Consider the following 14,464-nt stretch of genomic DNA (forward strand, 5'->3'; position numbering starts at 1 on the left):
GCGCTGGTTTGCGTGGCAATCGCGGCGGACTGGTCGGCGGTGCCCCGGGCGTCCTGTACTGAGCGTTTTACTTCGGCAATGATCGGTTGCAGCTTGTCGAGGAAACGGTTGAACCAGCCTGCGAGTTGGCCCAGTTCGTCCTGTTTGTCATAGGCCAGGCGGCGGGTCAGGTCGCCTTCGCCGCTGGCAATGTCTTCAAGCATATGGGCCACGCCGAGGATCGGTCGGGTCACGCTGCGGGCCATCAGCCATACCAGGATCAGGCCGATCACTGCGGCCAGTAGGCCCAAGCTCAACTCCAGCAGGGTGCCGCGCGTATTATCGGCGTCCATCTGGGTCTTGAGTGCTTCAGCCGGCCCGACCAGGACTTTTTCCGGCACATCCAGCAACACGCCCCATGGCTTGCCGTCGGGAATCGGCGCGAACGGCGCCAGCACCTTGAGCTGATGGTCGGTGCGCAGGCTGCGGATTTGTGTCCCGCTGGCCAATGCGCTGATCAATTGCGCGCCGCTTTGCGTATCGACCTGGTCCAGGCGTTTGCTCAACTGGCTGGCGTCTGCGCTGTAGCCGGCGAGCAAACCGGTTGGGCTGAGGATGCTGACCTGGGTCTGGCCGTCATACAGCTTGTGGCTGGCCTGCTGGCTCACGGCCTGCAGGCTGTTGAGGTTGATGTCCACCGACAGCGAGGCGATCACCTTGCCATTGACCGTCAACGGAAACACGATGCTGGTCATCAGCACGTGTTGCCCGTCGATCACATAAAAGTACGGCTCGATCACGCACGGTTTGAGCGTGCTGCGCGGGCAGGTGAACCAGGCGTTGGCCGGTTCACCGCTGGGGCCGATGCTGGTGTCGGACATGTCGCTTTCCGGCAGTGCCATCGAGGTCAACTTGCCTGGTGTTGGCTGCGACCAGTACAGGGCGAAGCGGCCCTTGTCATTACTGCCCAGCTCCGCCTGGCCAGCGAACAACTCATCCTTGCCATCCAGCGCATTGGCTTCGAAGACCAGGGACAGGCCCAGCAGTTCCGGGTTGGCCTGCAGCGCGGCCTTGACCTGGCGGGTCAGGTCTTCGCGGGTGTCGAAGGCGTCGAGGAAGCGTTTTTCCGCTTGCTCGCGCAGGAACAGGACCTGGCGGGAAAACCCATGCCCGTATTGATAGGCGTCCATGAACTGCCGGCGGATGCCCAGTGCCTGCACCTCACCTTGGGCCTCGATGCGTGCCTGGGCCGCTTCATTGAGCATCTGCATGCTGGAGGCTTTGACCTGCTCGGAACTCTGCGCCATGCGGTACAACGACAAACCCACCAGCAAGGTCACGATCCCCAGCAGGCACAGGCCGGCGAGCAGGGTGATTTTCCATTGAATGGAGAGCTGTCTGAGGGACATCGGTACATCCTTACCTGAAAAACACATAGAGCACGGTTATCGGCCGATCTGGGATTTTCTTTATTCAAACGATCAATTTAAACCTCAAAACGGCGCCGTTTTTTGACATGGCGCCCCGCCTGCTGCAAAGTGCGCGCCCTCTAATAAGACCTCCTTCAAGCCTGCACGCTGGCTGCCACCCGATGGCCGCCTGCGCGCGGGCATGCCTGTTTTTTATGTTTCTGCTTGAGGTAACCATGATTAACGCAGTCATCGCCGCGGTCGGCACCATGCTGGTGCTCAGCCTGTCCCGCGTGCATGTGGTCATCGCCATTATCGTCGGCGCCCTGGTGGGCGGCCTGACCGGTGGCCTGGGTATCGAGGCCACGCTCAAAGCCTTCAATGGTGGCTTGGGGGGTGGTGCGACTGTGGCCTTGTCCTACGCCTTGCTTGGTGCTTTCGCCGTGGCGATTGCCAAGTCCGGCCTGGCCCACGCCCTGGCGGACAAGGCCTTGCTGCTGGTCGACCGTCAGGAAGCCACCGGCGGCAACCACGTCAAATGGCTGCTGATCGGCCTGCTGTGGGTGGTCGCGATTGCGTCGCAGAACATCCTGCCGATCCATATCGCGTTTATCCCGTTGCTGGTGCCGCCCCTGCTGTATGTGCTGACCAAGTTGCAGTTGGATCGGCGCTTGATCGCCTGCGTGATGACCTTCGGCCTGATCACGCCGTACATGTTCCTGCCGGTGGGCTTCGGCAATATCTTCCTCAACCAGATCCTGCTGGCCAACGTGGCCAAGAGCGGCGTGGACATCAGTCAGGTCAACGTCACCCACGCCATGAGCCTGCCGGCGCTGGGCATGGTGGTCGGGCTGCTGGTCGCGGTGTTTGTCAGCTACCGCAAGAAACGCGTGTATGACCTGGAGAAAATCGAGCGGGTCGAGCAAGTGGCGGTGCAGTACAACCCGCTGACCCTGCTGGTGGCCGGCCTGGCGATTGCCTCGGCGTTCATCATCCAGTTGTGGCTGGACTCGATGATCATCGGTGCCCTGGCCGGGTTCCTGATTTTCTCGGTCTCGGGCATCGTGCGTTGGCGCGACACCGACGACCTGTTTACCGAAGGCATGAAGATGATGGCGATGATCGGCTTCATCATGATCGCCTCGTCAGGCTTTGCCGAAGTGCTCAAGGCTACCGGCGACGTGCGCTCGCTGGTGGAGGCCTCGGCGGCGTTCATCGGCCATAGCCGTGGTGTGGGGGCGTTGTTGATGTTGCTGGTGGGGCTGCTGGTGACCATGGGCATCGGCTCGTCGTTTTCCACGGTGCCGATCCTGGCGGCGATTTTCGTGCCGTTGTGTGTGCAACTGGGTTTCAGCCCGCTGGCCATCGTGTGCATCGTCGGCACCGCCGGGGCGCTGGGTGATGCCGGTTCGCCCGCCTCGGACTCCACCCTCGGCCCGACCTCCGGCCTGAATATCGACGGCCAGCATCACCATATCTGGGACAGCGTGGTGCCGACATTCCTGCACTACAACATCCCATTGCTGGCGTTTGGCTGGTTGGCGGCGATGACGCTCTGATCTACAGATTCACCAGCGCTGGCCGATAACCTATCAAGTCGCTTAATAAGAGAGAAAAGCCATGCGTCTGAGTCTGAAGGCCAAAGTCCTGTCCCTCGCCGTTGTGCCGGTGTTGCTGTTCGCCGTGGTCATCAGCCTGACCACCGTGTGGATCCTCCAGGGGCAAGCGCGCAACGAGGTGGATGAAACCCGCCAGCGCCTGCTCAACAACGCCAAGGCCACCCTGCAAAGTTATGTGGAAGTGGCCATGACCACCATCAAGCCGCTCTACGACGCAGCCGCGCCCGGGGATACGGCGGCGCGGGCGGAGGTGGTCAAGCTGCTGTCCAACACCAGCTACGGCAAGGACGGTTACTTCTTCGGCTACGACTCCGAGACCATCCGTCTGTTCAAGGGCAACAGCCCCGACGGCGTGGGCAAGAGCTTCAAGGACAACCGTGACCCCAACGGTGTCTACGTCAACCGCGACCTGGTCAAGGTCGGCAAGGACGGTAGCCACTACCTGCAATACAGCTCGACCCAGCCTGGCCAGACCGAGTTGGTGCCCAAGATGGGGTACACCGAGTACCTGCCCAAGTGGGACATGGTCATCGGCACCTCGGTGAACCTGGATGGCATTGAAGCCCAGGTGGCGGTGGTTGAAGCCAAAGTGAAAACGCGCATGGAAGGCGTGCTGCTGAGCATCCTTGGCGTGGCCGTGGTGGTGTTGCTGGTGATCGCCGCTGCCGGCATGCTGCTGGCCAACACCATTTTGCGCCCGCTGCATCTGATGAAAGCCAACCTCGACGATATCGCTGCCGGTGAAGGCGATTTGACTCGCCGCCTGGCCATCACCAGCCAGGACGAACTGGGCGACCTGGCCGGCGCGTTCAACCGCTTTGTCGACAAGATCCACGGCCTGGTGCGCCAGATCACCGAGATGACCACCCAACTCACCGGCCTGGTCAGCCAGGTGTCCGACCAGGCCCAGCGCTCGGAGCAGGCCATGGAACGCCAGCGCCACGAAACCGACCAAGTGGCCACCGCCATCAACCAGATGTCCTCCGCAGCGCAAGAAGTGGCGCGCAGTGCCCAAGGCGCCTCGGTGGCCGCGCAACAGACCGACGCAGAAGGCCAGGCTGCCAAGCGCGTGGTGGACGGCAGCATTGCGCAGATCCATGCGCTGGTGAATGACATCCGCAGCAGCGGTGTCTCCCTCGACAGCCTGAAGCAGGACGTGTCGTCGATTGTCAGCGTGCTCGGCGTGATCCGCTCGATTGCCGAACAAACCAACCTGCTGGCGCTCAACGCGGCGATCGAAGCCGCGCGGGCAGGGGAGGCCGGGCGTGGTTTTGCCGTGGTCGCCGACGAGGTGCGCGCCCTGGCCAGCCGCACACAAACCAGCACCCAGGAAATCCAGGGCATGATCGACCGCCTGCAAAAAGGCACCGAGGCTGCCGTGGATGCCATGCGCCGCTCCAGCGATGCCGGCGATGGCACCTCGGCCAAGGCCAACGAAGCCGGGGCGTCCCTGGACACCATGGCCCAGTTGATCGGCACCATCAACTCGATGAACGCGCAGATTGCCAGCGCCGCCGAAGAACAGACTGCCGTCGCCGAAGAGATCAACCGCAGCGTGCATCAGATTGCCGTGGCGGTGGACAGCGTGGCCGATGAAACCCAGTTGGGCGCCCAGACCTCGCGCAGTTTGGCGGACCTGGGCCAACGGTTGGGGCAATTGGTCGGTCAGTTCAGGATCTGAACCGCTACACGATGTCGCGCATCAACAGGCCAAAGCGCAGGTCCATCTCGGCCGGCAGGGGCACATACACCGTGTGCCCATCCCCCGGCGCCACGTTGATGGCTTCGCCCTTGGTGTTGTGCAGGCTGGGCAGGTCAAAGTGAAAGTTGCCGGCGGGGGTCATCAGTTCCAGGTGATTACCCACGGCAAAGCGGTTCTTCACCTTGACCTCGGCCAGCTCGCCACGGCGCTCGCCGGTCAACTCGCCGACAAACTGCTGGCGCTCGGACACTGAGCTGCCGTTCTGGTAGTTCTGGTATTCGTCGTGCACATGGCGGCGCAGGAAACCTTCGGTGTAGCCGCGCTGGGCCAAGGATTCCAGGTTGGTCATCAAGTTGCGGTCAAATGCACGGCCGGCCACGGCATCATCGATTGCCTGGCGGTACACCTGAGTCGTGCGCGCGCAGTAGAAATGCGATTTGGTGCGGCCTTCGATCTTCAGCGAATGCACGCCCATGTGGGTCAGGCGCTCCACATGCTGCACGGCACGCAGGTCCTTGGCATTCATGATGTAGGTGCCGTGCTCGTCCTCGAAAGCAGGCATGTGCTCATCGGGGCGATTGGCTTCCTGCAGCAGGAACACCTGGTCGGTGGGCGCGCCGATCCCCAGTGTGGGTTCCGGTTGATACACGTGGACTATATCGCCCGTGGCGTTTTCCACCGCCGGGGTGGCCTGGTATTTCCAGCGACAGGCATTGGTACAGGTGCCCTGGTTGGCGTCACGCTTGTTCATGTAGCCCGAGAGCAGGCAGCGCCCGGAATAGGCCATGCACAAGGCACCGTGCACAAACACTTCCAGCTCCATGGCCGGCACCTGCTGGCGAATCTCGCCGATTTCTTCCAGGGACAGCTCCCGCGACAGGATCACCCGGCAAATCCCTTGCTGCTGCCAGAACTCCACGCTGGCCCAGTTCACCGTATTGGCCTGCACTGAGAGATGAATCGGCATCATCGGGAAGTGCCGGCGCACCAGCATGATCAGCCCCGGGTCGGACATGATCAGCGCATCCGGGCCCATGGCGATCACCGGGGCGAGGTCCTTGAGGAACGTCTTGAGCTTGGCATTGTGTGGCGCGATGTTCACCACCACGTAGAACCGCTTGCCCAACGCGTGGGCTTCCTGGATGCCGAGCGCCAGGTTGGCGTGGTCGAACTCGTTGTTGCGCACCCGCAGGCTGTAGCGCGGCTGGCCGGCGTAGACCGCGTCGGCGCCGTAGGCGAAGGCGTAGCGCATGTTTTTCAAGGTGCCGGCGGGGGCGAGGAGTTCGGGAGCAAGGACGAGAGGCATGGGGATCGGGTCGCAAAAGGCCGCGAGCGTAGCCCAACGTGTGCCGGGCTTTATTGATCTGGGTCTACGCTTACCGCAACAAAGATGGCACTCCCGGGATTTGTGGTGGACTAAGCAGCTGGACGCAAACGCGCGGCCTGCTTTTTTGACATGGATCGGACATGAATCAAACCAACCTGCAATTCAAGACCCTGCTGTTACTGCTGGCCCTGGTGACCGTCGCCTTTATCTGGATATTGCTGCCGTTCTACGGTGCGGTGTTCTGGGCGGTGATCCTCGGCATCATCTTTGCGCCGATGCAGCGCCGCCTGCAGCAGCGCTTCGGCTGGAACCGCAACCTGACGTCACTGGCCACCTTGATGGTGTGCCTGGTGATCGCGATTCTGCCGGTGATCATTACCAGCGCGTTGCTGGTGCAAGAGGGCGCCACGCTCTACAAAAACGTCGAGAGCGGCAAGCTGGATGTGGCCGGCTATATCGAGCAGTTCAAGAACTTCCTGCCGCCCTATTTCCAGCACCTGCTGGACCGTTTCGGCATGGGCAACCTGGAAGGGCTGCGCGAGAAGATCGTCAAGAGCGCGATGCAGGGCAGCCAGTTCTTTGCGACCCAGGCGTTCAGCTTCGGCCAGGGTACGTTTGATTTCCTGGTGAGTTTTTTCATCATGTTGTACCTGCTGTTCTTCCTGCTGCGCGACGGCCCGGAACTGGTGCGCAAGGTACGCACGGCGGTGCCGTTGGCCGAGCCGCAGAAGCGCCGGTTGCAGCTCAAGTTCAATCGGGTGGTGCGCGCCACGGTCAAGGGCAACGTGCTGGTGGCCGTGACCCAGGGGGCGCTGGGTGGTTTGATCTTCTGGTTCCTGGACATTCCCAGTGCGTTGCTCTGGGCGGTGTTGATGGCGTTTCTGTCACTGCTGCCGGCCGTGGGAGCGGGCATTGTGTGGGGGCCGGTGGCCGCCTACTTCCTGTTGAGCGGTTCGATCTGGCAGGGCGTGGTGTTGGCCCTGTTCGGCGTGTTTGTGATCGGCCTGGTGGACAACGTGCTGCGCCCGATCCTGGTGGGCAAGGACACCAAGATGCCCGACTACCTGATCCTGATCTCGACCCTGGGCGGCCTGTCGGTATTCGGCCTCAACGGGTTTGTGATCGGGCCGCTGGTGGCGGCGTTATTCATGTCCAGTTGGGCGCTGTTTGTCGAAAGCAAGCCGCGGGTCAAGCTGCCGTTGCCTTGAGTCTCAGGCGTGCAGCCTGAAATTCGAGGCCTGTTGCAGTTGTTTTTCGGCGGCTGACAATGACGTCAGCGGGCCGCTGATGGCTTCGCCGTCGCGTACCAGGTACCAGCAGGCGAGCAGGCCCAGCTCCCGGAGCGGGGCGGGGACGGCGCTGCCAATGACGGACATGATTTGAACAGTGGGCATAAGAACCTCCAATCGCTATGAAGGTCACCTTACGGGGCGCTGGCGTTCAGGAAAAATCATCTGGCTCGATAGTCGACATCAACAAAAGGCGTCAGTCGACCACTTGATCGAGCATGCTCACCACTTCCTGTTCATTAAGCAGGCCTTTGCGCACCAGGTTTTCCGCCAGCAGCGCGAGGAACTTGGCGCTGCGGTGGCCTTCCAGGTGCTTGAGCTCCGTGAGGGCGCTGTAGACCTTGCTGGACGTACAGAGGCCGGCGGTGCGATGCGGGTTTTGTGTGGGCATGGTCAGTCGTCCTTGTTGTTATTGAGTGGACAGGATTGATAGTGGGAGTGTGTCGTGACACAAACATGACAGCGTGAGCCTGTTTCGGGCAAGTAGACTTTCGACCTTAATAGTGTGGGATTGCAGCCTGGTCATTGTCCTCAGAGCGACCTTGGCAGGATAAATCCGGACGCTGCCCACAAAAAAAGGCCCCGCGAGTGGGCGAGGCCTGTTTCATGTGTGACGGTTGAGACTTACCAGCCGCGGCGGTAGTAACCGTGGGGAGGGCCATAGTAGCCGCGCGGTGGACCGTAATAGACCGGCGCGGGGCGGTAATAAACCTCCTGTTGCACGTACACCGGTGGCGGTGGTGCGTAGTAGACCGGCGGCGGCGCGGCATACACCGGCTGCGGTTGCACGTAGACCGGCTGCTGCACATAGACCTCACGGGGTTGGCTGGCAACCACGGAGCCCACTACGGCGGCGCCGACCAGGGCACCCAAGACGGCTGGGCCACCCCATCCACCACCATGGGCGGAGGCTTGGCCTGCCATAGCGAGTGCACCTACCAGCAAGGCGATCTTGGGGATTGTACGAATCATGGTCATTCCTCGGTTAGCCCCTGCGCTTGTGGTCTGCAATCAATAGACTCAAGTAATGTCGCGGGGATACTTTTAAGACAACGTATTTCTGAAAAACAGCACGGCCGCAAGGTAAAGGTTGTGTAAGGTCTGTACCGATTTGCTTACTCAAAGGAGTTATCCATGCAGATGCACCCCAACAAGGACACCCAACTGTGCATGTCTCTGTCGGCCCGCCCTGGGAATTTTGGCCTGCGTTTTCATAACCATCTGTACGAACAGTTAGGGCTGAACTTCTACTATAAAGCCTTCAGCAGCCAGGATTTACCCGGCGCGATAGGTGGTATCCGCGCATTGGGCGTGCGTGGTTGCGGGGTGTCCATGCCCTTCAAGGAGGCTGCCATTGCCTTAGTGGACGAACTCGACGATTCGGTTCAAGCCATCGACTCCCTGAACACCATCGTGAACACTGACGGGCACCTCAAGGCTTATAACACCGACTACATCGCCATCGAACAATTGCTCAAGAAACACGTCGTGCCGAAGGATTCGACCTTCGCCCTGCGTGGCAGCGGCGGTATGGCCAAGGCCGTGGCGAGCGCCTTACGGGATGGCGGTTACGCCAATGGTGTGATCGTGGCGCGCAATGAGGCGGCGGGCCGGACATTGGCGCAGAATCTTGGGTACGAGTGGCAGGCTGAACTGGGTGATTTGCGCCCACAGATGCTGATCAACGTGACGCCCATCGGCATGACCGGCGGGGCCGAGGCGGATGCCCTGGCGTTTGAGGCGGATGCCGTGGATGCAGCGGACACCGTCTTCGATGTGGTAGCGATCCCCGCCGAAACACCACTGATCGTGCGCGGTCGGGCCAAAGGCAAGCGGGTGATCACCGGGCTGGAGGTGATTGCGATCCAGGCGTTGGAGCAGTTTGTGCTTTATACCGGCGTGCGGCCTACGGATGAACAGTTCCAGGCGGCAGTAGCCTTCGCCCGCAACTGAAGGCCACTGCAGCTCTAAATGTGGAAGGGGGCTTGCTCCCGATAGCGGTGTATCAGGCAATGAAAGTGTTGACTGACCCAGCGCTATCGGGAGCAAGCCCCCTCCCACATGTTTGACCGTGTCAGGCCTGTTCCAGCTGCGCCAATCGCTCTTCCAGAGCTGCAATTCGCGCTTCAAGCTCTTCGATACGATCCAGCGAGACTGCGCCGGCAGAGCGCTCCACCGGGCTACCCCGCGCGGCGATAATCACCTCGATGTCCGCCGGATCGCCCAGCGCATGGGTATAGCGATCTTCCCGCTGCCCCGCCTGGCGCGGCACCAGCAGCGCCAGCCCGCGGGCAATCAGGCGCTCCAACTGGTGCACCACCTGTTCGGCATCTTCGAAGTCATGCATGCGCCCGCTGCGGGTCAGCAGTTCGTTGACCGTCTGCGGCCCACGCAAGAACAGCAGCCCGGTCAGGATCACCTGGGCCGGCACCAGTTCCAGCGCCTTGTCCACGCGATGCTCCCAGCGGTCGGCGCGGCTGCCCATCACCAGGCGCGTGAAGCCTTGGCCTTCCAGTGCACGCAGACTCTGGCCAACCTGGCCCTGACTGAGGTTCATCACCGGTTCACGGCTGGTCTTCTGGTTGCAGGCCAGCACCAGGGCGTTGAGGGTCAGGGGGTAGGTTTCCGGGTTGGTCGCCTGTTTTTCGATCAGGCAACCCAGGACGCGAATTTCCGTGCTGTTCAGGCGCGGCTCAGGGGTGTCGGTGTCGTGCTCGGCGGTCATCGCGCTTTCCCTATGCTGTGAACGCACTAGCGTAAGCCGGAAAAAATAAAAGACAAGCGCCTGGCGTGTCTATAATCGCCGCTGGTTCCAACCCTGCCATTACCCATGAGACTGCCATGACTATTTCCCTGTACGCCGCCTCCATCCCCGTCTTCAAGCAAATGCTCACCGCCCTGAGCGATGTGCTGAACAAAGCCGAAGCCCACGCCACCGCCAGGAACATCGAACCCAACGCCTTGCTGCAAGCGCGGCTGTTCCCGGACATGTTCCAACTGGTGCGCCAGGTGCAGATCGCCGTCGACTTCGCCAAGGGCGTTTCCGCACGCCTGGCTGAGATCGAAGTACCGAAATACGAAGATACCGAAGTCACCTTCGCCGATCTGCAAGCGCTGATCGCCAAGGTGCTGGCGTTTGTCGACACCATCAAGCCCGAGCAAGTCGACGGCAAGGAAGGCATCGAGATCATCACCCGCCCAGGCACGCCGAAAGAGAAGCGCTTCAGCGGCCAGTCCTACCTGCTGACCTACGGCCTGCCGCAGTTCTTCTTCCACGTCACCACCGCGTACGCCTTGTTGCGTCACAACGGCGTGGAAGTGGGCAAGCGTGACTACATGGGCGCTTTCTAAGCCCAGGAATCGGAAAAACGCCCGGAGCCGTTCTTCGCCGAATGACCCTGGGCGTTTTTTATTCCATCCCCGTGTGGACAAACACCCCGGCAATTTTCTCCGGCAGCGGGGTAGACGAGATCAGCACAAGCCGTTGGCCTGCGCGAGTCATCGCCATATACAGCTTGCGAGCATTCTGTTCCAGCTCGTCCGCTGTGATGCCAACCTTCTGCTCGATAATCTTGAGCAATTTTTCCAGCCCAACCAGAAACACTACGTTGGCTTCCAGTCCGGTTGCACTTTCAACTGTCGCGATTCGCAGCGTTTCATCATGACCGGGGACGACATCTGGATCATTCATGTCCCAGATTCGCTCGGTGCCGAAACTCTTCTTCAGGGTTTTCATTAACAGCGCTTTGTCTATGCCCTTGCCATACAGCAGCAACATTGCCGACAACGGTAATTCATAGCTGTTCCGATGCGCTTCAATTTCATTGCAGGCCTGGACAACGGCATCCTGTGGAGAGGGCGACAGAACAAACAGCGGCGGTGTACCTGCTTCCATACCGTCAAAGTCTGGTTGTAGATACTCGTCCGGATCGGTCTGTGTAATTCCGGCCAGCATCTGGCTGGCAGCGCTTAGTATGGCCTGGGTGGTGCGATACGATTTGCGCAGCTTTTTGGTCTTGCCCGCCACATCCAGGCCGACTCGTTTCCAGCTAAGTCGGCTCTTCAGAAAGCCTTGATTCGGATCAGCGCATAAAAACAGCGTTCCCTCGGTTTTTTCCAGAGTGAGTTTGATCAGTTGGAACCACGATGGTGCGAAGAACTGCGCCTCGTCCACCAGAATGTGCTGATAGGCTTCCAGCGTGTCTGGGCGATTGGCCAGGCACAGATCACGGGGGAGCGAGCTCCATAAACGCAGCCCATGCTGATTGAACAGGGCTTTGGTTACCCGTTCGTACAGTGCCCAGACCTGTTGTCGCTCCTCTTTGCGCAGCGCAAAGCCCTGGCCTGCCCGTTCTACCTTGAGATAATCAGGCTCGTCGATGACGACGTTGTCGTTTATAAAGTTGAACTCATCAAGCAACTGGTTATTGTCCGGTTTCAGTTCCCGGTATTCCGTGTCGCGAAAATGCTGAATAAGACCTATGGCTTCGGTAGTGAACTTAGGCATCTTCAGTGTTTCTTTAAACAGCGCCCTCCATTGCCTTGAAATCCAGCTCAGCGCCGTCATGATGGTGAGGTTCCTGGGAATTTCCCCATAGACGCGCTGCAGGCGGTGTTTCAGATCTTTCACGACAGGAACGTTGTGAATCAGCATGAGAACCTGCTGGTCAGGGAATTTCCTGGCCAGGATATAGGCGCGACTGGCAGCAATAAGCGTTTTGCCGCTGCCTGCTACACCATTGATCAGCCGCACGGAAAAATCCCCCGCCATTTCCGTTTGCTCATCCGGAAGGTCCAGGTCGAGCTTGCTGGCCCACTCTTGCTGAGGGTCCAGAAAGTAGCGCAGCGTGCGGGCACTGTTGTCGCGCGAAAACTGACGGCGTGTTGAGCGGAGCCCGGCTATTTCGGCCTCGGAAAAGTAACGGCCCATAATGGTCTGCCGGGTTTCAGAGGACAGTGCCTTGAGCAGCTTGGGTAGTTGTTCTGCGCCGGACTCAAGGAACGTCTTCTTCGACATCAGCCAGATTCCCCGACCTTCGCAATGCCGTGACCAGAGGATTTTACTTTGCTCGGAGTCGCAGCCCCACATCACCACCATCTTGCGCATGGCCGGGATACCGGCCTGGGTTTCGAATGTTTCCAGTTTCTCCAGCATCTGGCTGAAGGCTGTCTGCTCTGCGGTCAAAAACAGCTGGTCCGGGTCCAGCGTATCGTACGGCAACTCGCACACCATCAGCGCCAGCCACTCAAGCTCACCGCGCTGTAGGAAAAAATCCGGTGCCCAGCTGTCTTGGGTCAGGCATTTGCGGACGACGTAGTCATCCTCAAGCTTCTTGAGTACCCGCTTGCACTGTTGCTGGGAGCCGCTACTGCGCTGCCATTCGGGTATGAAAAGAGTCATAGTGGGAAATCTACCTTATGGCATTGGCTGATCAACTGGCGGTATTGCTCAGCCCAGGCCTGTGCGGCTTCGCTGGAACAGATGATCCCGTGCCGCAGCTCCGGGCCGATGATGATCAGCTTGGTCATCGCGCGCGTGATGGAAACGTTGAGGCGCTCAGGCTGAAAGAAAAATGTCCCGATTGCACTGATAAACGCTTCGTCGCCACTGCACAGAGACAGGATCACCAACTCCCGCTCCTGACCCTGCATACGCTCGACGGTATCCGCGACGATTGTACTCGCGGCCTCGCTACCGAACTGTTTGGCCAGCGCCTTGCGAATGGCTCGACCCTGAGCACGGTAGGGCGTCACGATGCCGATTTCATGGAGTGGCAGTCCCATGTCGTGCGCTTCCCGGCACAACTGGACGACGCATCTTGCGTCTGCTGGGTTGCGGTTCCGCGCCTTTGTGTCCTGCGTCGGGATGAACACCGCGCAGGTTTGCGGATCAAGCGCTTCGCTGACATCTGCCTGATGAATGGGCGACAGGAGACGGTCCCTGTTTCGCCCGGCGGCGCGTAATTGCCCACCGTAATACATTTGGCTGGGCCACTGGGTCAGCCAGCGATTCATTCGGTAGGTTTCTTCAAGCATTACCGTGTGATCGGCGTCCTGAGCCGTCAGGCGGGCGAACACAGACATGGATTCTTTTGACAGAACCGAGCGAGAAAGCAATACAGGGGGGAGTTGTTTCTGGTCACCGATGAAAATAAAGCGTTTGCCCTTGCGCATCGCCATCAGGGCGAGAGGTACGGTGATCTGACTGGCCTCGTCGAAGATCACCGTGTCGAAATTGTAATTGGACAACGAGGAACACGTTGCAAAAGGCGTGGCGCCAATCACATAACCTTGACCTGCCTCTGGCATCCCTTCCCATCTGGCCGGTTCGGCTGCCCAATCCACGTGTTTGTCGAGGTCTTCCCGGCGGCCACCGACCTTGAGGGTCGGCACATCGCGCGCAGCAATCTTACTCAAGGCGTTGTTGATGGCCATGTGTGTATGCGAAGTGACGAACACCCGTTCGCCGCGCTCGACCAGCAACTGAGCGATCAGGGCCAGGGCTCTGGTCTTGCCGGTACCGGGTGGACCTTGAATGCAGGCGACCTGTTCAGCACCGAAGGCAAAACCCACGGCCTCGGCTTGTTTCTGGTTGCAGCCCTCTTTGAGCGCGATCTGCTCGGCGTACTCGAGGTCCACGTCATGGAAGTCGATAGTGGGAGCATCGCCGAGCAAAGGAAGAATCGCGTTGTTACCGTGTACGTCGCTCTCAATATCCTGCAAGGTTTGAAGATATTTCGGCGTCAGGTCCATGCCATCAGGGTCCGCGTAGCAAACACCTTCCTGATAGCTCTCCCAGATGAGCATTGCCTGATCCGAACTGAGAAGCCAACGATCGTCCTCTTCCTTTTCGAACTTCATGGCCTGGCATAGCAGCGGGCCTTGGGCATCGCCCAGATGCAGACGCAGCAAGTCACCTGCACGAAAGCGCGATTCGTTGTCGTCGAGGTAGGCCCACAGTAATTTGGCTGTATCGCCTCGTTCGAGTCGAACGAAGCCCTGTGTCCAGCCCTGCAACAACTTGTCCTTCAAGGGACGTTCCCATACCTCTTGAAGTTTTTGCCAGTTGGCGGCCTGTTCGGCGTATACGAAGTCGTACAGTTTTTGAATCAGTGGGTGCTGTCCGGGCATGGCGGTGA

12 protein-coding genes and 2 pseudogenes are annotated in these 14,464 nt (G+C 59.9%); 6 read left to right on the top strand and 8 right to left on the bottom strand.

Annotated features, from left to right (window positions below; all coding sequences use genetic code 11):
* Nucleotides 1–98: 98 nt before the first annotated feature.
* Nucleotides 99–1,415: pseudogene (locus tag ACHPFG_RS10910) on the bottom strand (HAMP domain-containing protein); the annotation flags it as partial.
* Between the two features lie 212 nt (nucleotides 1,416–1,627).
* On the opposite strand from ACHPFG_RS10910, the gene ACHPFG_RS10915 reads away from it, so the two are divergent.
* The 3 genes and pseudogenes from ACHPFG_RS10915 (at nucleotide 1,628) to ACHPFG_RS10925 (ending at nucleotide 4,688) form a co-directional block, all read left to right on the top strand.
* Entirely contained in the window at nucleotides 1,628–2,947 is a 1,320-nt protein-coding gene (locus ACHPFG_RS10915; protein ID WP_431703462.1) for a Na+/H+ antiporter family protein, read from the top strand.
* 61 nt (nucleotides 2,948–3,008) lie between these two features.
* Nucleotides 3,009–3,830 (top strand): annotated as a pseudogene (locus ACHPFG_RS10920) (cache domain-containing protein); the annotation flags it as partial.
* Nucleotides 3,831–3,932: 102 nt separating this feature from the next.
* Nucleotides 3,933–4,688: a methyl-accepting chemotaxis protein gene (locus tag ACHPFG_RS10925; RefSeq protein ID WP_405046501.1), complete on the top strand. Its 756-nt coding sequence runs from the start codon at nucleotides 3,933–3,935 to the stop codon at nucleotides 4,686–4,688.
* Between the two features lie 4 nt (nucleotides 4,689–4,692).
* On the opposite strand, the gene yegQ is transcribed toward ACHPFG_RS10925, so the two are convergent.
* The gene (yegQ, locus tag ACHPFG_RS10930) at nucleotides 4,693–6,015 is read right to left on the bottom strand and encodes a tRNA 5-hydroxyuridine modification protein YegQ (RefSeq protein ID WP_431702368.1); all 1,323 of its coding nucleotides are present in this window, start codon (nucleotides 6,013–6,015) and stop codon (nucleotides 4,693–4,695) included.
* Nucleotides 6,016–6,176: 161 nt separating this feature from the next.
* Here yegQ and ACHPFG_RS10935 point away from each other — a divergent pair, with 161 nt between their 5' ends.
* Complete coding sequence (locus tag ACHPFG_RS10935) at nucleotides 6,177–7,244, top strand: AI-2E family transporter (RefSeq protein ID WP_431702369.1); 1,068 nt, start codon at nucleotides 6,177–6,179, stop codon at nucleotides 7,242–7,244.
* A gap of 3 nt (nucleotides 7,245–7,247) precedes the next feature.
* On the opposite strand, the gene ACHPFG_RS10940 is transcribed toward ACHPFG_RS10935, so the two are convergent.
* The 3 genes from ACHPFG_RS10940 to ACHPFG_RS10950 form a co-directional block, all read right to left on the bottom strand.
* Nucleotides 7,248–7,430 (bottom strand): hypothetical protein, encoded by a 183-nt coding sequence (locus tag ACHPFG_RS10940; RefSeq protein WP_053132189.1) that lies wholly within the window; start codon nucleotides 7,428–7,430, stop codon nucleotides 7,248–7,250.
* A 91-nt stretch (nucleotides 7,431–7,521) separates the two neighbouring features.
* Entirely contained in the window at nucleotides 7,522–7,716 is a 195-nt protein-coding gene (locus tag ACHPFG_RS10945) for a hypothetical protein (RefSeq protein WP_003173044.1), read from the bottom strand.
* Between the two features lie 233 nt (nucleotides 7,717–7,949).
* Nucleotides 7,950–8,303, bottom strand: a complete 354-nt coding sequence (locus ACHPFG_RS10950) for a hypothetical protein (protein WP_027603153.1) — start codon at nucleotides 8,301–8,303, stop codon at nucleotides 7,950–7,952.
* A 156-nt stretch (nucleotides 8,304–8,459) separates the two neighbouring features.
* On the opposite strand from ACHPFG_RS10950, the gene ACHPFG_RS10955 reads away from it, so the two are divergent.
* Nucleotides 8,460–9,278, top strand: a complete 819-nt coding sequence (locus ACHPFG_RS10955) for a shikimate 5-dehydrogenase (RefSeq protein ID WP_431702372.1) — start codon at nucleotides 8,460–8,462, stop codon at nucleotides 9,276–9,278.
* Nucleotides 9,279–9,399: 121 nt separating this feature from the next.
* Here ACHPFG_RS10955 and ACHPFG_RS10960 read toward each other — a convergent pair whose 3' ends face one another.
* Complete coding sequence (locus ACHPFG_RS10960; protein WP_065926946.1) at nucleotides 9,400–10,050, bottom strand: YceH family protein; 651 nt, start codon at nucleotides 10,048–10,050, stop codon at nucleotides 9,400–9,402.
* A 116-nt stretch (nucleotides 10,051–10,166) separates the two neighbouring features.
* On the opposite strand from ACHPFG_RS10960, the gene ACHPFG_RS10965 reads away from it, so the two are divergent.
* The gene (locus tag ACHPFG_RS10965) at nucleotides 10,167–10,676 is read left to right on the top strand and encodes a DUF1993 domain-containing protein (protein WP_065939363.1); all 510 of its coding nucleotides are present in this window, start codon (nucleotides 10,167–10,169) and stop codon (nucleotides 10,674–10,676) included.
* Between the two features lie 58 nt (nucleotides 10,677–10,734).
* Here the strand turns inward: ACHPFG_RS10965 and ACHPFG_RS10970 are convergent, their stop codons facing one another.
* On the bottom strand, nucleotides 10,735–12,726 hold the full coding sequence (locus tag ACHPFG_RS10970) for a 3'-5' exonuclease (protein ID WP_431702375.1): 1,992 nt from the start codon (nucleotides 12,724–12,726) through the stop codon (nucleotides 10,735–10,737).
* Nucleotides 12,723–14,456 (bottom strand): DEAD/DEAH box helicase, encoded by a 1,734-nt coding sequence (locus tag ACHPFG_RS10975; RefSeq protein WP_431702377.1) that lies wholly within the window; start codon nucleotides 14,454–14,456, stop codon nucleotides 12,723–12,725. The genes ACHPFG_RS10970 and ACHPFG_RS10975 overlap by 4 nt, the downstream gene beginning before the upstream one ends.
* Between the last annotated feature and the right edge of the window lie 8 nt (nucleotides 14,457–14,464).

The organism is Pseudomonas sp. BR20 (genome assembly GCF_050780135.1).
In the GTDB taxonomy this organism is placed as follows: Bacteria; Pseudomonadota; Gammaproteobacteria; order Pseudomonadales; family Pseudomonadaceae; genus Aquipseudomonas.